21 protein-coding genes, 1 tRNA gene and 3 pseudogenes are annotated in these 22,096 nt (G+C 62.0%); 9 read left to right on the top strand and 16 right to left on the bottom strand.

Features of this window, described 5'->3' with window-relative positions; all coding sequences use genetic code 11:
* Positions 1–267 precede the first annotated feature (267 nt).
* From OR16_RS19125 to OR16_RS19110, 6 genes and pseudogenes are all read right to left on the bottom strand, one after another.
* Positions 268–1,107 (bottom strand): annotated as a pseudogene (locus OR16_RS19125) (AMP-binding protein); the annotation flags it as partial.
* A 134-nt stretch (positions 1,108–1,241) separates the two neighbouring features.
* On the bottom strand, positions 1,242–2,144 hold the full coding sequence (locus OR16_RS19120) for a bile acid:sodium symporter family protein (RefSeq protein ID WP_006159590.1): 903 nt from the start codon (positions 2,142–2,144) through the stop codon (positions 1,242–1,244).
* 39 nt (positions 2,145–2,183) lie between these two features.
* Positions 2,184–2,348 (bottom strand): hypothetical protein, encoded by a 165-nt coding sequence (locus OR16_RS44120; protein ID WP_006159589.1) that lies wholly within the window; start codon positions 2,346–2,348, stop codon positions 2,184–2,186.
* A 107-nt stretch (positions 2,349–2,455) separates the two neighbouring features.
* Positions 2,456–3,154 (bottom strand): class II aldolase/adducin family protein, encoded by a 699-nt coding sequence (locus OR16_RS19115; protein ID WP_006159588.1) that lies wholly within the window; start codon positions 3,152–3,154, stop codon positions 2,456–2,458.
* Positions 3,155–3,186: 32 nt separating this feature from the next.
* On the bottom strand, positions 3,187–3,366 hold the full coding sequence (locus tag OR16_RS41525; RefSeq protein WP_141639888.1) for a hypothetical protein: 180 nt from the start codon (positions 3,364–3,366) through the stop codon (positions 3,187–3,189).
* A 17-nt stretch (positions 3,367–3,383) separates the two neighbouring features.
* Positions 3,384–4,190, bottom strand: coding sequence for an NAD(P)-dependent oxidoreductase (locus OR16_RS19110; protein WP_006159585.1), 807 nt, complete (start codon positions 4,188–4,190; stop codon positions 3,384–3,386).
* Positions 4,191–4,262: 72 nt separating this feature from the next.
* Between OR16_RS19110 and OR16_RS19105 the strand changes: the two genes are divergently transcribed.
* Positions 4,263–5,294, top strand: coding sequence for an AraC family transcriptional regulator (locus tag OR16_RS19105; protein ID WP_043420326.1), 1,032 nt, complete (start codon positions 4,263–4,265; stop codon positions 5,292–5,294).
* A gap of 311 nt (positions 5,295–5,605) precedes the next feature.
* On the opposite strand, the pseudogene OR16_RS19100 reads toward OR16_RS19105, so the two are convergent.
* Both OR16_RS19100 and OR16_RS19095 read right to left on the bottom strand, forming a co-directional pair.
* Positions 5,606–5,856: pseudogene (locus OR16_RS19100) on the bottom strand (tyrosine-type recombinase/integrase); the annotation flags it as partial.
* Between the two features lie 116 nt (positions 5,857–5,972).
* Complete coding sequence (locus OR16_RS19095; protein WP_006159582.1) at positions 5,973–8,384, bottom strand: acylase; 2,412 nt, start codon at positions 8,382–8,384, stop codon at positions 5,973–5,975.
* A gap of 182 nt (positions 8,385–8,566) precedes the next feature.
* Here OR16_RS19095 and OR16_RS19090 point away from each other — a divergent pair, with 182 nt between their 5' ends.
* Entirely contained in the window at positions 8,567–9,583 is a 1,017-nt protein-coding gene (locus OR16_RS19090) for a GlxA family transcriptional regulator (protein ID WP_006159581.1), read from the top strand.
* A 437-nt stretch (positions 9,584–10,020) separates the two neighbouring features.
* On the top strand, positions 10,021–10,530 hold the full coding sequence (locus OR16_RS19085; protein ID WP_006159580.1) for a DUF1993 domain-containing protein: 510 nt from the start codon (positions 10,021–10,023) through the stop codon (positions 10,528–10,530).
* A 350-nt stretch (positions 10,531–10,880) separates the two neighbouring features.
* Here OR16_RS19085 and OR16_RS19080 read toward each other — a convergent pair.
* The 3 genes from OR16_RS19080 to OR16_RS19065 all read right to left on the bottom strand — a co-directional run bounded on the left by OR16_RS19080 (position 10,881) and on the right by OR16_RS19065 (position 12,963).
* Positions 10,881–10,959 (bottom strand) — tRNA-Ile (locus tag OR16_RS19080).
* A 351-nt stretch (positions 10,960–11,310) separates the two neighbouring features.
* On the bottom strand, positions 11,311–11,616 hold the full coding sequence (locus tag OR16_RS19075) for a hypothetical protein (RefSeq protein ID WP_006159579.1): 306 nt from the start codon (positions 11,614–11,616) through the stop codon (positions 11,311–11,313).
* An 870-nt stretch (positions 11,617–12,486) separates the two neighbouring features.
* On the bottom strand, positions 12,487–12,963 hold the full coding sequence (locus OR16_RS19065) for a hypothetical protein (protein WP_006159577.1): 477 nt from the start codon (positions 12,961–12,963) through the stop codon (positions 12,487–12,489).
* 587 nt (positions 12,964–13,550) lie between these two features.
* Here OR16_RS19065 and OR16_RS19060 point away from each other — a divergent pair.
* Positions 13,551–13,748 carry a type II toxin-antitoxin system VapB family antitoxin gene (locus tag OR16_RS19060; RefSeq protein WP_006159576.1) on the top strand — a complete coding sequence of 66 codons (198 nt, stop codon included), beginning with the start codon at positions 13,551–13,553 and terminating at the stop codon, positions 13,746–13,748.
* Positions 13,745–14,116: a type II toxin-antitoxin system VapC family toxin gene (locus OR16_RS19055; RefSeq protein WP_006159575.1), complete on the top strand. Its 372-nt coding sequence runs from the start codon at positions 13,745–13,747 to the stop codon at positions 14,114–14,116. The genes OR16_RS19060 and OR16_RS19055 overlap by 4 nt, the downstream gene beginning before the upstream one ends.
* A gap of 148 nt (positions 14,117–14,264) precedes the next feature.
* Here the strand turns inward: OR16_RS19055 and OR16_RS19050 are convergent, their stop codons facing one another.
* From OR16_RS19050 to OR16_RS48295, 3 genes and pseudogenes are all read right to left on the bottom strand, one after another.
* A complete protein-coding gene (locus OR16_RS19050) occupies positions 14,265–15,059 on the bottom strand; it encodes a type IV pili methyl-accepting chemotaxis transducer N-terminal domain-containing protein (protein WP_006159573.1) in 795 nt (264 codons plus the stop codon).
* A 13-nt stretch (positions 15,060–15,072) separates the two neighbouring features.
* Positions 15,073–15,753 carry a methyl-accepting chemotaxis protein gene (locus OR16_RS19045; protein WP_006159572.1) on the bottom strand — a complete coding sequence of 227 codons (681 nt, stop codon included), beginning with the start codon at positions 15,751–15,753 and terminating at the stop codon, positions 15,073–15,075.
* Between the two features lie 338 nt (positions 15,754–16,091).
* Positions 16,092–16,199 (bottom strand): annotated as a pseudogene (locus tag OR16_RS48295) (IS110 family transposase); the annotation flags it as partial.
* Positions 16,200–16,944: 745 nt separating this feature from the next.
* Between OR16_RS48295 and OR16_RS19035 the strand changes: the two are divergent.
* From OR16_RS19035 to OR16_RS44605, 3 genes are all read left to right on the top strand, one after another.
* A complete protein-coding gene (locus OR16_RS19035; RefSeq protein ID WP_006159571.1) occupies positions 16,945–17,280 on the top strand; it encodes a Bug family tripartite tricarboxylate transporter substrate binding protein in 336 nt (111 codons plus the stop codon).
* 158 nt (positions 17,281–17,438) lie between these two features.
* Complete coding sequence (locus tag OR16_RS19030; protein WP_006159570.1) at positions 17,439–17,675, top strand: hypothetical protein; 237 nt, start codon at positions 17,439–17,441, stop codon at positions 17,673–17,675.
* Positions 17,676–17,691: 16 nt separating this feature from the next.
* Positions 17,692–18,066 (top strand): hypothetical protein, encoded by a 375-nt coding sequence (locus OR16_RS44605; protein ID WP_081488826.1) that lies wholly within the window; start codon positions 17,692–17,694, stop codon positions 18,064–18,066.
* Here OR16_RS44605 and OR16_RS19025 read toward each other — a convergent pair.
* Positions 18,045–19,328 (bottom strand): MFS transporter, encoded by a 1,284-nt coding sequence (locus OR16_RS19025; protein ID WP_006159568.1) that lies wholly within the window; start codon positions 19,326–19,328, stop codon positions 18,045–18,047. The two genes, OR16_RS44605 and OR16_RS19025, sit on opposite strands and share 22 nt — an antisense overlap.
* A 208-nt stretch (positions 19,329–19,536) precedes the next feature.
* Positions 19,537–20,577 carry an alpha/beta fold hydrolase gene (locus tag OR16_RS19020; RefSeq protein WP_081488825.1) on the bottom strand — a complete coding sequence of 347 codons (1,041 nt, stop codon included), beginning with the start codon at positions 20,575–20,577 and terminating at the stop codon, positions 19,537–19,539.
* Between the two features lie 227 nt (positions 20,578–20,804).
* Here OR16_RS19020 and OR16_RS19015 point away from each other — a divergent pair, with 227 nt between their 5' ends.
* Positions 20,805–21,656 carry an AraC family transcriptional regulator gene (locus OR16_RS19015; protein ID WP_006159566.1) on the top strand — a complete coding sequence of 284 codons (852 nt, stop codon included), beginning with the start codon at positions 20,805–20,807 and terminating at the stop codon, positions 21,654–21,656.
* Positions 21,657–22,096: the final 440 nt, after the last annotated feature.

Here is a 22,096-nt window from a genome sequence, read left to right as displayed (position 1 = left end):
AACTTGTGCCGATGGCCAGTGCAATCGATATCAGCCAAAGACTATTCACGGTCGTGGAGTCCATTCTGTCAAAGCGAAAGTTTGCCATCGGGGATTGCCTTTCGCGGGCCCCGGACGTCGCGGACTGGAAACCTGTCAGAGGGCCATCCGATACTTCATCGGCTCGACGTCAGTTCCGCAGTTCGCGGCGCAACACCTTGCCGACAGTGGACTTGGGCAGGCTGTCGACAAATTCGATCAGCTTCGGCACCTTGTATGCCGTCAGCCGACCGTGCAGCGCGCGGCCTTGAGGACGTCAATGAAGGCATCCATGTCGCGCGGATTGGGCACGAGCCAGTTGTGGGCGCCGATCGAAAAGCAAGTGAGGAAGTTCACCGTTAGCGCGAAGATGTGGTACAGCGGAATTGCCGTCACCACGACTTCGCCACCCGGGACAAGGTTGTCCGGCGAGATCGCCTTGAACTGCATGACGTTCGCGATCAGGTTGCGGTGCGAGAGCGCCGCGCCCTTGGACAGGCCAGTGGTTCCACCCGTGTACTGCAGGAAGATCAGGTCGTCGCCGGTCACTGCCACACGCTCCAGCGGCAGCTTCGCGCCTTGCGCCAGCGCTGCTTCGAATCCGACTGCGCCGTCGATGCCGCCCTGCTCGGCTGCACCGACGAGAATGACTTGCCGGATCGCCGTGCGCGGCATCACTTCCGCCACCGTGGCCGCACCGCCACCGAACACGATGATGGTCTCCGCCCCGGCATCACTGAGCTGATGCTCCAGTTCGCGCGCCGTATAGAGCGGGTTGACGTTGACCTGGATCGCGCCTAACCGCGCGATCGCGATCAGAGCGATCGGGAACGCGATCAGGTTCGGCAACATCACGGCGACGCGGTCGCCCTTGCGCACCCCTGACTCCGACTGCAGGTAGGCCGCCAGTGCCCGCGACTGCTGATCGACATCGCGATAGGTCAGCGTGCGCCCGAGGCAGGTAAACGCGGGGCGCGCGGCATGCTCGCGCATGCCTTCGTCGAACAGCTCCACTAGCGATGGGCAGGCGTCGGGATTGATCTCGTGCGGAATGGCGCCATAGCTGGCGAGCCACGGTTTTTGCTTCATGTTGTTTTCAGTCTCCTGTTTGGGTGATGGCCAGGTAGATGCCTTGCCGCGTTGCCAAAGCATGCCCATAACGCCCACAATCCCGTTGCTACATCACGTCAGAATTTTGTCATTTTCTGATAGCCGTGCGATCTTCACTTTTGACTTGCCGGAGAAGCGCACTTCGCGGCCACTGCGCTACCGGCGCCCTTACGCACCACCCACCAGCCGAACGTCGCCGCGGTGAAATACATCAACAGGCTGTAGATCGCGGCCGGGAGCGACATCGTGCCGTTCTTGAGCACGACCAGCGCCAGGTAGATTGCCAGCGCGCCGTTGTGGACGCCAATCTCGAACGCGATAGCGCGGTTCTGCCCTTCGGTCAGGCGGACGGTCTTGCCGATAAGGTAGCCGACCAGCAGGCTCGCCAGGTTGAAGACCAGGCACGCCGCGCCCACGATCTGGAAGTTGGTGGAGATCACGACCCATTCCTTCACCACGATTGACACGATCAGCAGCACCAGAATCAGCGACGACGCGATCTTGACCGGCTTGTCCATCGTTTTCGAGAAGCTCGGCAGCTTCGCATGGATGAACATGCCGATGGCCACCGGCGCGAGCACCAGCGCGATGACTTCCATCGTCTTCTGGAACTGCAGCGGGATATAGGCCTGACCGCCCATGAACTGGCTGAGGGCGAAGTTGACGATGGTCGGAATCGTCACGATGGCCAGCACGCTGTTGATGGCGGTTAGCGAGATGTTCAACGCAACGTCGCCCTTGAACAGGTGCGAGAACAGGTTGGCCGTGGTGCCGCCTGGCGATGCGGCCAGCAGCATCAGGCCCACCGACAGTTCGGCCGAAACGCCGAAGGCCTTGCAGATGAAAAAGCACAGTGCGGGCAGCAACAGCACTTGCGCCAGCAGTCCCATGGCGATGGCCTTGGGCTGGACGAGGATGCGCTTGAAGTCTTCAAGGCGCAGGTGCAGGCCCAAGCCCAGCATAATGATGGCCAAGGCCACCGGGAGTGCGATCGTGGACAGCCCGCTTTCTTGCATGAGTGTCTCCTGGTTATCGTTATGTAGCTGGGCCCTGCGTTATCGAGCGGCCTGGTTTTTGTCCATTGCTGCTTTGTAGACACCGTTACGCGGCCGGGCGAACACGTGGCGCACCATTGGCTCGAACTCGCTGATGGGCAGCGTTTCACTGACCGTCCAGTGGTTTTCCTCGCTCACGAACGGCTGCAGCAGCGTCGCGGCCACGTTGGGGTGGTGCTTTGGTCTAACCGCGTGAAGCGGCTCAGCGGGCTTTGAGTGGGGTTCGCGCTCATCGTTGTCTGCGCATCGTTGTCTCCATTCCATGCAAATGCTCAGTTCTTGTAGCTGGGGTCGATCCGGTCCAGCTTGCGCAGCACTGCCGGCCAGGCGATCTGCGCACCCTGCCCGGAGGTTCCCGTGCGGACCACTTCCCGTACGTTGCGCTGAATGTTCGGGTCAACGCGAATCAGCTCGCCGCCGGCCTGTGCCGAGATCTGGATCTGGCAGCAGGTCTCGAGGAAGTACATGGACACGAATGTCTCCGCCACGCTAGCGCCTACCGTCAGCAAGCCGTGGTTGCGCAGGATGAGATAGTTGTTGTCGCCCAGATCGGCCTGGAGCCTGGGCTGCTCGTCGGGGCGCAGCGCAATGCCTTCATAGTCGTGGTACCCAAGGCTGTGCAGCACCAGCGTGGATTGCTGGGAGATCGGCAGCAGGCCTTCGCGCTGTGCGCTCACTGCGACGCCGGCGCGGGTCGTGAACCCGGCGGGGTTGACCGGGAACGGCGACTCGTGGAGTTTGTTGCATTGCGCATCCACCTTGATCAGCGACGACGCGGTGATCTCGTCGAACATCAGCCCGTAGGGATTGATTAGAAAGTGATGGTCCTTGCCTGGAACCCGCGCACTGATGTGGGTGACGACCAGGTCCGTCCAGCCGTAGAGCGCTGTCGCGCGGTAGAGCGCGGCGAGTTCGACGCGCAGTTGCCACTCTTCGGGGCTGGTGTGGGCTTGGAGCGAAGGGATGTTCATGCTGGGTCCAAATAGTTGATGAGCAGTAAAAGTCAGGATTGAGCCGGCGCCTGTGCCTCGGGGTTGAGGCAATTGGCCAACGGCGCGCCGCGCAGCGCGCCAACCAGGTTCTGGAAAGCCTCCCGCGCCATTTGCTGGTGTGTCTCGTGCGTGGCCGCGCCGAGGTGAGGTGTCAGCACGACGTTGGGTAACGTCAGTAATTCGGGGTGCACCTTCGGCTCCCCCTCGGTCACGTCGAGCCGCCGGCGGCGGCAATGCGGCCCTCGCGCAGGGCGGCGGCCAGGGAGGCGTCGTCGACGACGCCGCCGCGTGCGGTGTTGACCAGCACGGCGGTCTTTTTCATCAACGACAGCTCGCGAGTGCCGACGAGGTGGTGCGTGGCAGGTCCATAGGGCACCTGCACCATCACCGCGTCGCTTTGGGCGAGCAACTCGTCAAGCGGCAGCCAGCACACGCCGAGCGCTGCTTCCTCCTGCTCGCTCACGCGGCGCCGGCTGTGGTAGCACACGTTCATGTCGAAGCCCCGGGCGCGCCGGGCCAGCAGCGCCCCGATGCGGCCGAGGCCGATGATGCCCATGCGCCTGTGGTGAACGTCCTGGCCGGGCAGCGGCGAGAGTTGTCCGACCCAGCGGCCGGCACGCACGAAAGCGTCGGCCTCCACGATGCGGCGCGAAGCTGCAAGCAGCAAGCCGAAGGCCATGTCGGCAGTGGCGGCGCACACCGCGCCGGGCGTGTGGGCCACCCGGATACCGCGCGCGGTGCAGGCCTGCAGGTCGATGTGGTCAAAGCCCGCGCTGATCGTGATGACGAACCGCAGCCGCGTGCACGCCGCGAGCAGCGTGGCATCGATGCGATCGCCGGGGATGGCGAGCACGCAATCGGCATGCTCGAACAGCGGGGCCAGGTCGCCGCCTTCCTCGCGCTCGGCGGGCATACGGACCTCGCCGAGTTCGCGCAGGATCGCCAGCGAGGCGTCGGGGAAACGCCGCGAGAGGGCGATGAGGGGCTTGTGCGCGGCGGTCGTGCCAGCGCTCATTTCAAGTCCTTCCTAGGGCGGGCCTTTTGAGGCCTATGTGACAATTCTTTGATCCCATGCGACACTTCGTGGATGACGATTCATCACAACCTCGTTCGCGCCGCGGCATTGGAGCGTTACTCGTCCCTGGTACAGTCGCTCGGCGGAGATCCGCACGCGTTGCTCGCCAAAGCAGGCCTCGACGTAAGCTCGCTCAATGACCCGGATCGGTACCTGCCCTATCGAAACGTGCTGCAGGCCATCGAGATCGGTGCCATGGAGTTGGGCTTGCCCGACTTCGGACTGCGCCTTTCCGATGCGAAAGACCCCAGCTTTCTGGGGGTGCTGTGGCTGGCCATCCAGTCGGCCCGCAGCGTTCGGGACGGCATTCTGATGGCAGGCCGGCACATGCACTACCATGCGCCGGGTATTGCCGTTGAGGTGCGCGAGGCCCACGGATCGTCGCACGAGCAGGTCGGATTGCGCTTTCTGCTGCCGGACCTGCCGCTGCTGCCCCAGGCAACCGAGCACGCAGTGAGTCACATCTGCAAGGTAGTTCGCATACTGTCGGACGGAGAGGTAGGCCCCGCGGAGGTTCACTTCCGCCACGCGCCGGCGGGCAGCAAGCGCCAGTACCTGGAACACTTGGGGCTGGTCCCCTGCTTCCGGTCAACGTTCGACGGCATCCTGGTGGAATCGGTCGCGTGGCGCAGACAGCTTCCCCGACAGAACGATCAGCTCCAGGCCTTCGTCGAGCGCTACCTCGTCGCGGCGGCGCCGCGGGTAAAGGCTTCGCTGACCGACCATGTGCTCCAGACCTTGCGCACCCAGATGAGGCTGGGACCGGTCAACCTCGTGGTCGTCGCGCGCGTGCTGCGCCTGCATCCGCGCACCCTGCAACGACGGCTCCAGGAGGACGGGCAGACCTTCGAGATCCTGAAGGACACTGCGCGATGCGAACTTGCTGGCCAACTGCTCGCGCAAGCGGACATCGGCCTTTCGCAGGTGGCGCAGTTGCTGGACTTCGCGGACCAGTCCGTGCTGACCCGAGCCTGTCAGCGCTGGTTCGGGAAGCCACCGTCGGTTGTTCGTCGTGAGTCGCTGGCACGCAGCGCGGATCGCTGAGTCGCCCTTCGAGCCAGCCCTTCTTCCCGAAAAGGCGGATAGCCGTAAGTCGATCTGCGGACAGAATATGCGTCCGCCCGAGCCTCCGCAAAGCAAGCCATTTTTCGTGTACCTGCTCGCACTGCTGCCTGCTGGTCCTCGCTCTATTCCTGCTGCCGCAGGCGCCCTCCCCACCGACAGTGGCGAGCGATTCGGTGACGCCAAGTGAGAGGCGCAAGTCCTATGGACGTCGCCATTTCTTGTAGCGTTTTGGGCCCCAGCGGATGCTGATTCCAATATGCAACGTGCCGGTGTGGATGTTCGTGTGGATGGGATAGCACCGGCACCGACACGTTCTCGGGCATCAGCGTCGCACGAGTGTCCGACCATCGATCCAGGCATCGACCATGTCGGCCCGCTCCTGCAGCATGTGGCGCCGCTGATCTGCGTACTCGGCCTTGTTGTAGACCGAGCGCGACGAACGTCCCTCCTCGTGCGCCAGGCACTTCTCGATCCAATCGCGGTTGAGCAGCGTCGATCCGGTATGGCGTAGGTCATGGACGGTGAACGGCTCCAGCGGCACACGGTGACCGGCATAGGCCCTTACCGTCGCTTTTACCGTCAGAAGCGCCCACCTTTTGCTGGTGCGGAAACACCTGGCGGCGCGGGGCCGGCGGCCCCGCTTCCAACGCCGCCGGGTTACTGGCTCAGCTGCGTTACCTTCAACTGTGGGTCCGCCGCAATTGCCTGCTCGCTGAACGGCAGCCGCACCCACCGCTTGGCGGAATACTCCGCCATCTGGTCAAAGGCATGCGCAGACTGCTGATCTACAGACTGGCCGTACACCAGCAGCGCCTCGGCGACCGGCCCTTGCTCGTCAAAGCCTACGGTCTGCACGTAGCTGGTCCCAAAGTAGACCTGCAGCCCCTTGTCCGACACCGGGGTGCTTTGCAACTTGTTGAGCACGCCTTCGTATTCCTCACCGCCGTGCAGGGCGATGCGTCCAGTCGGCGCCGTGGCGGCCTGCACTTGGCCCAGCGGCGCATCCAGCGCAAAGCCGGCAGTGCGCATGGCTTGCACGGCGTCCTTCAGTGCCTTGAAGACCTCGGTGCGTACAGACTCATCGCGCATGCGCAGTCCGCGTGGGGTGTTGACCGGATCGGTGGAGTTGAACTCGATGGCGTAGACCTTGGGGATCTTGCTGGCGCGCATCCAAAACTCGCGGAACAGCGGTGCGGCGCGGCTATCGAGGTTGCTGTGGCGGTCCCACTTGCGCAGCGCAGCGCAGCCGTCGCTCAGGTCGGCGTCTTTGGTGCCGAGGCAGGCATTGAGCAGGTCATCCAGCACGAGTTCGCCTGAGAGGTTGCGGTCGCGGAACAGCACGGCCTGCAGGCCGGGCACGTCAAAGCGGTTACCGGGCAGGCCGTCCTCGCCCGAGAGGCGGCGGCCGATTTCCATCAGGCCAACGCGTGTGCGCAGGCGTTGCGCAACCTCGGTGGGACCCAGCACTGGTGAGAAGCCGGTCAGCTTCTGGCTGGGGTTAGACAGCCACGAGCTGTCATTGCTGTTGGCGACATAGTCATCGCGTACCAGCACGGGCATGGCGTTGGGGGCCGTCAGCCCCGGTACTGGCGATGCCGCGTCCACCGTCCAGTTGCAGCTAGCCCGCGTGCCGTCCAGCAGGACCATGCCGGTGCCCTGCATCAGCTTGGTGGCCAGCGCGGCGCTGTCGCCGGCCGGCGCGCATTGCTTGAGCATGGCGGCCGATACGTTGGGCGCGACGGATACGTCGGCAAACATGGCGCGGCCTTCGCGGTCGGTGGCAATGGTGTTGACCCACGGAATGCCCAGGCGGCCAATGGCGGTGCGGATGCCAGCCACGTCGCGCGCGCGGCCGATATCCAGCCAGGTGTCGACCGAGCGCGTGTTGTTGCGGTTGGCGTCGCGCAGCGTGTAGGCTTTTTGCGCGGACCACGGCAGGCCGGCCGATGGCATGGACAGCACCGGGCCGTACTCGGTCATGTAGAAGGTGTGCGAGCGCTGCTCGGTACGGCCGTCGGGCAGTTTTGCCGCATAACTGACGGTGCGTGGGGTCATCTTGCGCGGCGCGCCGTCCACCAGGTAGGTGGTGGGGTCGCCTTCGGCCAGTTTCAGTTCATACAGCGTGAAACGGCGGGCGGTGGACACGGTGTGCGTCCAGGCCACGTCCTTGTTGAAGCCGATGCTGATGATGGGGAACGATGCAATGGACGCGCCCATGACGTCCAGCTTGCCCGGTACGGTCAGGTGCGCTTCAAAAAAACGATTGGTGGTGGTCCACGGAAAATGCGGATTTCCCAGCAGCAGGCCGCGCCCATTCGTGGTGGCTTCCTTGCCAAAGGCCCAGCCGTTGCTGCCGATCGGCGGGTCCAGCAGCTGCAGGTCGTTGTTGACGGCTTCGAAGTCGATGTTGGCTACGTCCACCGCCCCCGCCTGCTGCACGGTCTTGGCACTGCCCGCAGCCCTGGGCGGCACGGCGGCGACAATGCCCGCTGCCAGCGCGCCGGCGCTGGCTTGGATGCTCTTCTCCTCGGCCAGGCGGAACATGTCGATGGCGGTAACGGGCCGCACCCAGTCAGCGTTGCGGCAGCCAGCCGGGCGTTGGGCGGGCGGGGTATCGCGCAGGTAGCGGTTGTAGCCGGCGATATAGCCGCGCAGCAGTTCGCGCGCCTCTGGCGAGGCCTGCGCGTAGCCGGCGCGCAGGGCGTCGTCATCGATGATGGCACGGAAGAATGGGTCGGATTCGCTGTTCTTGATGCGCTTGAATGACACTTCGGTACTTTCGTCGGGGCCGAACACGCGCGAGCGATCGCCGCTGACCGTGACGACCTGGTCGGCCATCAGGCAGACGTTGTCCTGCGCGTATGCGTAGCCCATGCCAAAGGCCAGGCTGGCGTAGTCGTTTGCCTTGATATGGGGAATGCCATAGGCGGTGCGGCGGATCTCGGCGTTGAGTCCGCCTTCGCTCCAGTTGGCGCTGTCGCTGCCTGCGGTGGCGCAGCCGCCCAGGGTGGCGGCCGCCAGCACGGCGCCGCCAAGTGCGGTCGCGCCGCGCACGATGCGTTGCTTCATTGTGTTGTCTCCTCGTTCTTGTGTGTGTGGGCCCATGGAACGTTGCGCGCCAACAGGCGACGCGCCATGGTGCCGCTGACATGGTCGGGCATCGGGGCCGTGACAGGTAGAGCGGATTCCGCCACAATTGGTGGCATTCCCGCCATCGGGTAGGCACTTTCCCAATTACAATCCACCGCGCCATGTCGGACGTCTATCTACTGTGCTACCCCTCGGCCGTTGTCTCCGCCCTTTCCACCGCGGTCGACATGCTGGACATTGCCAACACCCTGGCCTCTATGCAAAGCCGGCGGCGCGGCACGGCGGCGCCTTTTCGCTGGCGGCTGGCGGTAGCCGAGCCGCAACGCTGGCAGGCGCTGGCCAGCGTGCTGCGCTGCCCGTGCGTGCCGCTGGAAGAACTGGCCGGCGCAGGCAGGGACGCCATGGTGGTGATCGCGCCACCGTTGTTTGATCACATCGCCGGGCTTGAACATATGCTGTCGCTATTGGACCGCGAACGCACCGCCATTGCAGCAGTTGCTAGGCGCGGCGCGCTGGTGGTGGCGCCGTTCACGGCAGTGGCACTTCTGGTAGCCATGGATTTGCCGGCGCAGCGCAAGCTAGCGGTGCCGTGGCTGATTGCCAACTGGATGCGGCAGTGCGAACCCGCGCGACGGTTGCAGGCCGACCAGCCAGTGGTCAAGAGCGGCAACCTGCTCAGTTCCCGCGCGCTGGATCGCATGCATGCGCTGTTGCGGCAGGCGGTGGCGCATACCGCCGGTAACGCCCTGGCCCGCACGCTGGGCAACGCCCTGCTGGACCAGCCCGAGCGCGGCGAGGCAGTCAACATCTGGCTGAAGACTGGCGATGCCCCGCGCCTCAGCGTGGCCCTGCGCGCGCGCCGCTACCTGCAGCAGCATCTGGCCGAGCCGTATGACCTACCCCGGCTGGCAGCGGTGGCGTCCACCAGCGAACGCACGCTGCTGCGGCATTTCATGAAGACTGTGGGCATGTCGCCGCTGCAGTTCCTGCACCGTTTGCGGGCTGAACGCGCCTGCCATCTGCTAGAAGTCTCCACGCTCAGCCTGACCGCCATTGCCGAACAATGCGGCTACCAGGATATGTCCGCCTTCCGCAACCTAGTGCGCCGCCATACGGGCCAGACGCCGGGCGCGCATCGGCGCGCGCATTCGGTGCGGGCGGAATTGCGGGCGGGGTGAATACCATGGACAGGCGCCTCAAGCGGACATTACAACCTTGCCGCCACAGATGAAATTCGCCACTAAAGGTTATGTTAAGTGAATCGGTGCGTGGCTGGAGGTAACAACGGCCTCTGCTTTAGCTATGCTGCGGACCAGTTCTACTCGTTGACGATGTAAGTGGTCCTCAGCGCATCGATCCAACTCGCATTAACCTCCTTATTGCGACAGATCCTTTCGTTTCGATCTCCGCACGACAGGCGGCCCGCCTGTCGTGCGTACTGGCGCCACCGCCACATTGCTGTAGCCCACGTCTGCGGGACCGCAGCGCAGGCGGGAATAAACCACCCTTGCCGAGCGTTCTTCCTCTCGGCAATCAGGATGTGTGGCGAGTCGACACAAGTAGGGCCCGTCGGTTCCTGTCTATAATTGAGTCACATTCAACTAAAGGAAGTTCCATGGCCATTTCCCTGTACGCCACCTCTGTTCCGCTCTTCAAGCAAATGCTGAACAGCGTTAGCGCTATTCTGGCCAAGACGGAAGAGCATGCTGTTGCGAAGAACATCGATCCAAGCGCAATACTGCAAGCCCGCCTGTTTCCTGATATGTTGCCCTTGATCCGCCAAGTGCAGATTGCCGCCGATTTCGCCAGGGGCGTGTCTGCACGTCTTGCCGGTGTGGAAGTTCCCAAGTACGAGGACACCGAACAGACTTTCGCGGATTTGCAAGCGCTTATCAGCAGAACTCTGGCTTTCATCGAAAGCTTCACGTCGGCACAGATCGATGGCAACGAGGAGCGCCAAATCGTTACGCGCCCGGGCACGCCGAAAGAGAAGAAATTCACTGGCCAGTCGTACCTGCTGAGTTACGGGCTTCCCCAGTTCTACTTCCATGTCACCACCACGTACGCGATCCTGCGCCATAACGGTGTGGAAATTGGCAAGCGTGACTATATGGGTACGTACTGAGACTCCCCTCCTTTCGGGAGGAGCTGCGGTTCGCTGTAACTTTGCGTGGTTGTGGCTTTCCCAAGGCGCCGCACAAGCACATCAAGCATCGCGTGCCCATGCTGAACCAAGGTTGCGGGCTGGCGCGGGGCTAGCGGATACTAAACGTGGGTGACTTGCGAGCGTCGCCAAACTTCTTCTTGGACGTTTGGCCCTTAGCCTGTGCGGCTGGGGGCTTTTTTCTTTTGACGGTGTCTGTGTCGTGGTGCCGACCGGGCTGCCATTGTTGGAACCCGCCCGCCAGGCGGTTAGATGGAAGCCAGAACGGACAAGGGACGACAACGCAGAACGTGATAACCCCTTGATTTGAATGGTGGGCCTCCCGTGAGTCGAACACGGCACCAACGGATTATGAGTCCGCTGCTCTAACCAAGCATGAGCTAGAGGCCCGATTGGCCCGGAGCCCCTGCGGCCCGAAGATTAACCGGCTTGACACGATCGATCATTGGGGGACAGCCGCATTTTGACGCCGTGGCATCGACCTCATTCAGGAAGACTTGCCTCCGGACCTCTTTGTATCAGTGCCCATCGTCGATGCTGTTGGTCTCTACGCGCCCAACAGCATAGTTTCATGATCGTGAAATTAACATTCGCCCATGGGCTGCCCTTGACGTTCGCGGTAGCGGTCCCTTCCTTTCGCCAACCTCACCTGCTCATGCCGGGGCTTATGCGGAAGATAGCGGTGCATTCTCGGACGGGGCGGCCGGGGGGCCGTTCATTACCGATTTCGCCGACCCCTCATCACGCCCACTTCTTCCCTAGCGCCTCCAGACCAGCCTTTTGCAGGTCTTCCTGGCTCATCACAATGCGGAACTTGCAGTTGGCCTGGAAGTTGAGGAAGAAGGGCTCAGCAAAAGCGGGAACGTCAGATGGATTTTCGACGTTGATCAGGAATACCCCGCAGCGCATTCCGCCTTGCTCGGTAAAGTACGCTGCCTCCGGCTTGATCGTTTCCAGGATACGCTCAATGACCTCGCCCACCTTCCCGCCCCTGACGAGAACGTTGAAGGGCTCATGAGGGAATTCGACTGTGAGTAGCATCTTCATGATCCACCTTCTCCTTACCTTACATAGTCGCTGCCCGGTAGCCAGACTTTTGCCTCAGGCGCTCCTGCCGTCGAACGTTGTCGCTGGCGGTGGGTGGGCAAACCGACGCCGCAGCTCGCCGGGGCGCCGATACTACAAGATAGCACCGGCCACTGGAAAAGCTAGTTGGCGGCCCGTCCAAGGGCGCCGCGGACATTCTTGGACTCTTGAGCACGCAATCCTCCTTGGCACAGGCACGGCAGAGCGACAGCGTTGTCAGGCCGAGTGGCGTTCGGCGCGGCCTTGGCTGCTAGCCGACTCCGACTTGATGGGGCGCTTGTATTCGGAACCGGATCGCCGGCTGGGTCAAGCTCGAGGCTTGGCCGGGATTCTGGGTGAGACGCTCATGCCGTCTACTCCGATGACGCAGGTTCGAAGATGAAATTCGCGGCCGCGTAGCTGGCGTTGCAGTCCCAGACTGTCTTGCCGTCGCGGAAGAAGGTGCACCAGCGGCCACTGGTACACCCTCCGCACAGTACATTCACCTACGTCCGGGCAAACGCTCCCCCAATATTGGGGGATCAAAGAACGCAGACCGGCCGTACACTGCTTCCAACATGTGCACTGCACCATAAGGCCGCTATGAGCATCTCCCTGCTGGGCTTCCTCGTCTTCGAAGCGCTCTGGTTCTTCCCATTCCGGAAGGTTTTCCGGACGGCTCGTTTCGAGTCGGGCTACGAGTATCTAGCCCTGATACCTATTTTTGGGCCTCTGGCCTGTGTCTGGATTCTCGCATTTAGACCTTGGCCACTGAAGTCGAGACTGGTGCGCACGCTGGCACCCTAGATGAATAAAGCCACCCGAAGGTGGCTGTACTCTGGCGGTTCGGTTCTACTGCGGTCGCTTTACCTGTGGAAGCGACTCTTGGAATCCGTGGAGCAAACAGCCGACGAGCGCCGGGCCGTAATTGCCATCCGGACTATCTGGGATCTTCCATTCGAAGAAACCATCCTCGGCAAAGGTTGCGTTCCCCTGATCCTCGATCAGGATCACGTGGAACGGAACCAGCCGCATCATCTCATCCGCGCCTAGAACGAAGCGCGAGAATTGGTACCGCCCCACGAGGTGTCCATCCCACTTCGCAAAGCCGAACTGAGCATAAACGCGACCGAAGCTAGTATTGAGTTCGAAACTCTCTCTCTCATCACCCGGTAACGCTGGGCCTTCCACCGCGGAGCGGGCCAAGAATCCCTCTTGGGCAAGACATTCGCCCACGAACCTCATGAACCGCCTCGCCTGCGCGCGAAGCATCTCGGCACGCATGGCATTTTTCCTGGCGGCGTCGCCCTGCTCTTTTGTGGCTTCCATGTCAGCTTCATGATGGTGAAGTGACGCCCAGTCTCCGACGTGCTGGCAGTGTCTGCAATAGCCCTTCATGGGGGAATGTAGATCCCCGGATCGAGGTGGCGTGGCGAACCAATAGGTAAGGAAATCCCACAAGAGCAACCTCGGCCCACCGCAGGCCGAGCAGCACCGCAGGCCTGCTCGCGCGCCCGTTCCCTCTCGGTCAAGAATTGGGCACGTAGCACCACCAACTGACGGCCGGCCGCCTCCGGCTCCGCCCGGCCTCCATCGGGCTGCAAAAACTAGATCTTGCCCAGTGTCAGTCAACTCTCGGTCAGCCTTCATTTTTCCCCTGGGATTGGATACCGCGCCAAACCGGGGGCCGACTAAGCGGCAAGGCGGTGGTCTACATCTCCGGCGATGGAGGGGGGGTACCATCGTTCAGCATACGACCGGAGCCGGCGCGCATTTGAGGTGGCTCCTTGGCCTCTCCGCGCTTGTCCGGTCGTTTGCCCCCGTTTTGGCGCGCTCTCCAATTACTGGATGACAAAATGCACTATTATAAGCATCAAATGATGCTGTGATTTGTGCTGATACTTACGGAGGTTCCCATGCGTACGACTATTGCGCTTGATGACGACTTGATCGCCAAGGCTCAAGCCTATACGGGCCTGGAGGAAAAAACGGCACTTGTGCGCGAAGCACTAAAGGCCTTGATCCAGCGTGAAGCCGCGAAACGACTCGCGAATCTTGGCGGTAGCCAGCCGGGCATCAAGGGGGCGCCGCGTCGCCGGCAGGACGTCGAATGATTCTTGTCGACACGTCGGTCTGGATTGACCACATCAACGCTTCTGACCCTATGCTGATCAGCCTGCTTGCCGAGGGGTGTGTGCTGGCTCATCCATATGTGATAGGCGAGATTTCGCTCGGTAGTCTGCGTGACCGGGACGTCGTGCTTGGCGCGTTGCTCGATCTGCCGCGCGCGCCAGTTGCATCGCCGGAGGAGACCTTTTATCTGATCGAGCGCGAAGGCTTGTTCAATCGCGGAATCGGATATGTCGACACGTCACTGTTGGCGTCCGCGCGCCTACAACCAGGCATCACCATCTGGACGCGCGACAAGCTATTGAAGAAAGTTGCCGATGCACTCAATCTCGGCGCGGTGCTGGCGCACTAGATACCGGAAGAGTGATCCCCGTGACGGAGTAGCTGGCGCCCCAGCAGACTAGCCACAAATTAGCGCAGCGCTGTTCACTCCGCACCCTACTGCCGCCCGAATTCGCGCGAACCGTTGATTCGGTTGGCGACTCGAGCGCCCCCCCCGGTTACTTGGGCATCCCTTCATACATGCTGGTGACGTCATCCATCACCTGAAGAATACGCTCGCTGGTCGTGGCGATGTTTCTCAACTGTTCCGCGCGACTGACCCCGGTCTGATTGAGTGCCTCTTCAAAGAACAGCCACTGAGAGCCGGCAAGCTGCAGTTCGCGACGGATTGCCTCTGTGTTTTGCGGTGCCGCGGCGAGGAGTTCCTGCGCGGCTGCGAATGCCCTGGTAGCCGTGTCCAGATCCTGCGCCATCTGGGGGGAGGTAATGCCCCAGGCGCGGAACATGCTGATCTTGGCGATTCTCTGAGAGAGCATCCGCTGGCGGCCGGCAACGTTGATCAGCTTACCCATCATGGTGCCAGAATGTTTCTCGAGCAGGAGGGTTCCCTGTTGCGCAAGCTTCAGCACGTCTTCGCTCATTTTTGCGATTGCTTTCGCGCTATCGAGATTCGGATCGCCACCGGACAGCAACTGCTTATAGGGAATCCATGTCTGCTCGAGCTTGGCGTAGGTGTCCTTGATCTCCGGCGTGGGCGCGAACGCCTTCAGCTCCATGAGCTGCTTGTCAAAGAGCGCCACGGACTGTTCGAGGACCTTCTTCGAACGTTCGACTTCAACACCGAGGCCAGCCTGGCAGTAAGCCTTGGCCATGCGCTGAGACAGCATGCGCTGGCGGCCCGCCTTGTTGATCGCCGCGTTGATCGTTAGCGTGTCGGCCGAAGCGGTCCCGGCCAAGGCCAGCGCCAGGACGCTGCAGGCAATCAAGCAGAAGGAACAGAGGTAACGTTTCAAGGGCGTCTCCGCGTTAAATTTTGATTGGATCTTTGGACGCATCGCTCGAGCCGACGACGTGTCGGATCAGCTGATCCATCTCCTTGATGATGTCCGCAAGCACCAGCGTGATCACCGCGAACTCCCTGCCGTACTCTCCCGCCCGTGCCGCCGAGATGCGCGCATTCATTGCGACGATGTTCGCCTGCATCGAAATACCGCTGAGGCGCTCGACGAGGTCGGTGTGGCGTTTGCGCACTGCGGCCTCGCAACGGTGCATCTCCTCTTGGTAGGCCTGCGTGACGGTCTGCAGCAGTTCAAGCACTGGCGTGGCCTGCGCCACCAGCACGTCGAGGGACGACGCTCGCCGGCTGGTGTCGGCCAGTGGTACGTCTACCGCCGTTCTGACCTGGGCGATGAATTCACGGATACGCGCGTCAGCGCGCGGACTACCAAAGTACAGTTGCTGCAAAGCGCCGGAGAATGCGCCGGGCAAACGCTCATTGCCCGTTACGAGATCCGAATGCGCCGACTCGAACGTTGACAGGCACTTGCCTGCGATATCGAGCGCGGCAGTGTCCCCCCGCGAAGCGAGCAATATCTGGAGGACGATCCGTTGCGATAGCATGCGCTGCCTTCCGGAAAGGTTGATCAATCCGCCGATGGTTTCGGCGGACACTTCGGCCTCGGGTGACTGAGTAGAGAAAGCGTTCATGCCATGCCTTGCAGGTAGTGTCGACGCAGACGCGCACCGCGCTGACCGGCAAAGAAAAAGCGCCCCGAAGCGAGATGCCTGCAAACCGGTTGTCCGGTTCGTGACCATTTCGCTTCGGGGCGCCGTTGCCCGGGATGCTCCTTTTCGGAGCGTGTCATCGCGACTTGCCAGATTGGTTCAAGGCCGCCGTTGGCCTGTGTGTCGCATAGGCAATATCCATGCCATAGATTACGGAAGTTGCATCACGCTGCGGGCGCACGAGAATGGCACGGCGGGACCGACCCACGCACCGATCCCGTGCCAGATGCCTCATCACGACGCGTGCGTTGGGGCATGGCCAACTGCTCACGGGTAGCTCTCGGCTTGATTAGAAGGGCTTTGCCTGCCGCATCGACCCCATGAACGGCAAACACGTCTTTGGCCAGATCGATACCCACTATAACAATGGACTTCGGACTTCCCCTCCTGTGGTCGTGATGGCATTTCGACACGCCATCATGGCACCTCGATGCCGACTTGCGGCTTCCGCCGCAGCCTCGGGGCGGGGAAGTCCCTTCCATTCGATTACCCAAAATTCTGATCGGTCTGCCCATCGTGGCAGGGCCACGACCTCTCTCGGTGGCCCGAGCTCAGCGCGCCTTTACCGTCGCCCATCCCAAGCAGTTGCGCTCCTCGCACGGTGCTCCGTGGCGCCGGTGGCTCCTGCATCACTGCGACCTGCTCGCGGGTGCGCTCCGGGTCCATCGAGAATTGGGTACGCAACTCATGCAATTGCCACTCGGGCGCCTCGACCTGGCGAGTTCCCTCCTCATAACGCGCCGCGCGGCCCCGTGCGCCTAGCGCTCAGCGTCCAATTCCCGCTGTAGCGCCGCACTTGTTCGCTGGGCCGCCTCAAGTTCGGCTTCCACGACAGCTTTTTCTTGTTCGGCCACCACCACCGCGGCCCGCGCCTGGTCACGCTGCGCTTCCGCCTCGCTCGCCTGCCACCGCGCTTCAGCCCGCAAGGCGGTCAGTTCGCCGGCGGCGGCCTCGTTGGCGGCCTGCTAGATCGACAGGACGGCATTGACGGCGATCGCCTTGAGCGCGTCCGGCAGCTCGGGGTGCGCGATGGTCACTTGCATCCTGTCGCGCAGGTCCTGTCAGAACTGCGCCAGCACTCGCGAGTATCGGAGAACTGCGCACGGACGACCCGTGGTTGTCGACAACAAGACAGGGGCGGCAGGCAACCTTGGCGTGGATGCCGTAGCCAAGGCAGCGCCAGATGGCTACACGTTGACCGTGGCCCTGAGCTCCAACCTGATGATCAACCAGTTCCTGTATGCGAAGCCGCCATACAACCCGGGCAAGGATCTGGCGTTGATTGCAAAAGTCGCGGACGCCCCTCTCGTGCTTGTCGTGAACTCGCATCTCGGCGTCAACAACCTTGCGGACCTGCACAAATACGTGCAGGCGCACAAGGGCAAGATGTCGTATGGATCGTGGGGGGGGCGGGACCATCTTTCACCTCAGCGCGAGCCGGCTCAATGACCTGCCTGAAGGCGACATGGCGCACGACGCCTACCGCGGTGAAGCGCCGATGATCAACGACCTCGTCGCAGGGAATATCCAGCTTTCATTCGTCACCGGTGCACAGGCGCCACAGCCCGATATCCGGAAGCGCATCCTCGACCTCGGACCAGGAGCCATTGCAGGCGCAGCAGTACACGCATACCGTGGCACTCGATCGCCATGTGAAGGGCTACAACAGCAACGCCGGCTCCATCGATGTGATCTGGTCGCGCCGACGTGAGGACGAAACCGAGATTGAACGCCGCGCGGTCCATTTCGACATCCATCGCATCGGCCAGGGCTGGCGAGTGGTCACCGTGGCAGGCACGCTGACCGACCGCACATCGCTCAGCGAAATCTGGGAAACCGTTTAAACGAGGAGAAGAAAACATGACGCAATCCAACGATGCAGCGCTCGTTCTCTACGAGCTGCGCCAGGGCGTCGCCATCGCGACGCTCAACCGCCCGCCGCAAAACCGCCTGAATCGCCCGCTCTATGCCGAGCTGGAGGCCAGCCTCTGCCTCACGGAAAGCAATAGTGCTAACAGGAAGAGCCGCCGGAGATGCGCACGGCAGAGGTCCCTTCCCGGCAAGTTTGAGTCATTCGAAGTCGGTGCATCGGATGACCGAGTACGCCGAATGAGACGATCGCAAATTCGGCTCGAAACGCCGTTCTCGGGCGAAGAGCGGCCGTTCATAAGTTGCAACTGGCAAGCGTCAATAAGAGCTTCCGCAGCCTTGCGTCATCGCTCGCCGCGCAGATGACGCACGCCAATCAACAAGACGACGGCGGACGCGACACTGGCGAGTGGCAATAGCTGCAAGGCGGGCGCCAGGCCCAGTCGGTCTGCCAATACTCCCGTTACAACGGAACCTGGCGCCAGCCCAAGAATGTTGAAGGCAAAGGCGAGCGTTGCCATGGCTGTACTGTGAATCGCCTTGGGCGTAAGATTCGCAACCATCGTACCGCTCGGGCCAACAATGCCAGCGCTAAAGAACATCGCCAATGCAATGAGAGTGAGTTGAGCTGAGCCGGCACGAAACTGAAATGCCGTGAACAGCAATGCTCCACAGGCCAAGTTATAGGTGATTGCCAACAGTATTTTCCGTCGCGGAGAACCACGTCCCAGACGATCGGAGAGTGCGCCGCACAGGGGCATTCCACATGCGCCGCAAAGGACAAAGATCGCGGCGACGCCGCCTGCCCGGCTCAGTGGCATGTCATAGACGCGATTCAGGAAACTGGGCAGCCAGGCAAGCAGGCCACCGTTGATGAATAGCTGCAGCCCGCTGCCGATATAGACGCAGATCAACACCGGGGAGGAGAACAGGTCTCTCAGCACATGCCTGACGCGGACGGTTGCCCGCGATTCAGTCTGCATAATGCCGGTTGCTTGACCTTTCTCCCCTTCGATCCGCGACGGCTTGGCCACCATCATGTAGAGCAGGGTCAGCGCGATGCCAAAGATCGCCATGCCGACGAACGCACTCCGCCAACCGAACTGGCTTGCCAGTGTACCGCCGAGCCCGATCCCCATTACCGAGCCGACCATGCTGCCCGCGAAAAATGCGCCAGCTACCGTGGAGGTGTGCCGGGCCGGAAACATGCTGATGAGAATGGCCATGCCGACGCTGGCGTAAGCGGCTTCGCCGACCCCGACCAGAAAGCGCGCCGACAGCAACGTGAAGTAGTTGTGCGACAGGCCGCAGAGCAAGGTTGCGATGCTCCAAATTGCCGCCATGATGGTCACGCTGCGTACGCGCCCCCATCGGTCTGCGGCAAGCGAGAGTGGGAACGCCAGGATGCCAACAGCCAGCGAGACAATGCCGCTGAGCGCCCCGAGCTGAATGTCGGACAGGCCCCATTCCGCCTTTATTTGCGGAAAAACGGCGTTGAGCACCTGCCGCGACATATAGTCGGACAAAAGCAGTCCGAATGTCAGCGCAAAAATGACCCATGCATAGCCGCGAATGGATCGCGGCTGCGCACCGTCAGAGCATGCAGTTTCCTGAATAGTCAATGCCACAGTTTTGTCTCCTATCTTTGCTGCTGCTAATGTCATCAATGCGCAGCTTTCTCTTTGCGTCTGGTGTCCGCGACGGCGAACGCCTGGCTTTACCATAGCCGCTCGATTCACCCTGCCGAGGCTCTCAGGGAAGTGAAACCTGCCCTGTGCTCTAGCAGCCATGCCGCTGGACGTCCGGTCCGGACGTCGCAGCCGAACCACGTGGACGCTAGCGCTCGAACTGCCCGAGAAATTCCAGCAGCAATTCGTTGACTTGATCAACACGTTCTTCCGCCGCGCTATGGCCCACGCCGGGGAGCATCACCTTCTTCTTCAGTCCGGGTAGATAGGCCTCGAGCTGGTCGTAGAGACCGCGGATTTCGATCGGTTCGAGGGAAGGATCGGCAGCGCCGCCGATGAACAGGCTCGGCTGGCGCACCACCGCGCCGTCCAGGAACGCTGTGATTTCCCAATTCCGGTCGCGACAGCGGTAGTAGTTCAGGGCACCGGTAAATCCTGTGCGCGTGTATTCATCGACGTAATAGTCGATCGCCCGTGCGCTCAACCATGATGGGAACTCCTTCGGCTCATTGAAGGCGTTGAGAATGGGCTCACCGGGTTCGATGAACAGGCGCCAGCGTTCGGCGCCGACTGCACTGCCGGAGACCGAGTAGAAGATGCTGCGCAATGTCTTGCGTGGATCGCTGGCCAACTCGCGATCCGGCTTACCGATCTGCTGGAAGTACAGATGGTGGAACACCCTGCCCTTCGCCATTTCCTGCAAGCCGACGGTTGGCTTGACCTTTCCGCGCGGTGGCACCGGCGTATTGAGCATCACGAGGCCACGGAACAGATCCGGCCTCAGCATGGCCGCCGCCTGCGCCACCCATGCGCCCAGGTCGTGCCCAACGATTACCGCGGATGTTTCACCCAGGGCCGCCATCAAACCAACCATGTCTCCGACTGCCTGGCTCATGTCGTAGGCTTCAATGGAATCTGGCCGATCGGATTGCCCAAATCCCCGTTGATCGGGGACGACGACCCGAAAGCCGGCGTCGGCCAACACACCGATCTGGCGCCGCCACATGTACCACAGGTATGGAAAGCCATGCAGCAGGATGACAAGCGGGCCCTGTCCTTCGTCGATGTAATGCATGCGAATGCCGTTGACGTCGGCAAAGCAGTGGTTGAATGCGGCGGGATCGTCGGCATCCACTTGCCTGAATGCGGCCTCCGTCCGTCCGATGTGCGTTATAGCGCTTGCGTCCATTGCCTACCTCCATCCTTTAATATCTCGGCCTCTAAGGTAGTCCTGACAGACTGATCTGCGCTAACCTTGTCAGGACATAACCTTGTGAAATTGGGACAGCTACATGAATACCCTGACGCGAAGTGCCAGCCTTACCGACTATGAGCACGTGGCGCGCTCCGTGGGGCTTGATCCCTTTCGTATGCTGCGCATGGCCAAGCTGCCGGCCAAGGTTCTCGACGATCCGAATGCAGGAGGCCTTCGGACTGTTGCTCGCGGAAACGAGAAGCCTGGCCAACCTGGGCATGCTGGCGCTGGCGATCCGGGAGGAGCCCACGCTGCGCGCAGCCATGCAGTCTTGCGTCCGCTATATGCGACTGCACAACGCCGGCGTGCAATTGCGGCTTGACGACGCACGCGACGTTGTGCGGCTGCATGTGGGCGTGAATATGCAGGGCCATGGCGTCTGGCGCCAGGCTATCGAAATGGCAACTGGCGTCGTACTGCGGATGTTTAGCATGCTGACCCGCAATGCCTTCCGGCCGGCAAAGATCACTTTCACCCACGAGCGGCCCGCCAGCCTTGCAGTGCATCGCCGCGTGTTGGGCACGGCAATCGAGTTCTCACAGGAATGCAATGCCATCGTCTGCCGCGGGCGCGATCTGGATCTGCCCATCCCTGCAGCAGACCCGACGCTGAATCGCGAGGTGAAGCGATGGCTGGACGTGCAGTTGGCCAGCCTGCGCGACGAGCCGACGCAGCGGGCGCGCCAGATCGTCAGGATGCTGCTGCCAAGCGGACTGTGTTCCGTCGATCGGGTTGCCCAGCATCTTGGCATGCATCGGCGCACCCTGAACCGGCATCTCGCGGCGGAGGGTGAGAGTGTCGCAGCGATCATCCATGCGGTACGCGCTGAACTCGCCAAGGAGTATCTGGCCAACAGAAAGCGCAAGTTGTATGAAGTCGCCGATCTTCTCGGCTTTGCCTCTGCCAGTGATTTTTCGCGCTGGTTCCGCGGCCAGTTTGGCGAGACCCCTTCGGATTGGGCCGCCCACTACCGCGAGAGCAAGGCGGCAGCCGGACCGGTCTCACATAAGTAAGCAGGCAGCTTCGGGGCCGGCTCACGCGCGCCTGCGTCATCCGGCCGGCCGCACTCCCTGAACCAGCCGCGCTCTACACGTTCCTGACGTTCCCCACCCGACCCCGCGATCGCCGGCATTGTCGCCCTGATTGCACGAGAGCGTTATCGCTATCCGCTTCCGGCTAAGCGGTTCGGCCTCGTGTCCCAATTTGCCTAGAAATTGTCCTGCAATGCCTATGGCATTGCGGCCGAACTCCCTATTATGAATCCCGTGGCAGCGACGAAACGATGCCCCTGCCCTGTTGACAGGGGCCAGCTACATCTGCCGGACGCGCATATGCACGCCGCCGCACAAGCAGAGACTGGAGACAACATTCAATGACAGCAAGCGCCGTAACTCAAGACACGACTTCAAACGCCAAGCCCATGGCATCGGCCGTTATCCGGCCATCGGTGCGC

Origin of the sequence: Cupriavidus basilensis OR16 (assembly GCF_000243095.1) — a bacterium.
In the GTDB taxonomy this organism is placed as follows: Bacteria; Pseudomonadota; Gammaproteobacteria; order Burkholderiales; family Burkholderiaceae; genus Cupriavidus; species Cupriavidus basilensis_D.
This window is presented reverse-complemented; position numbering and strand designations above follow the sequence as displayed.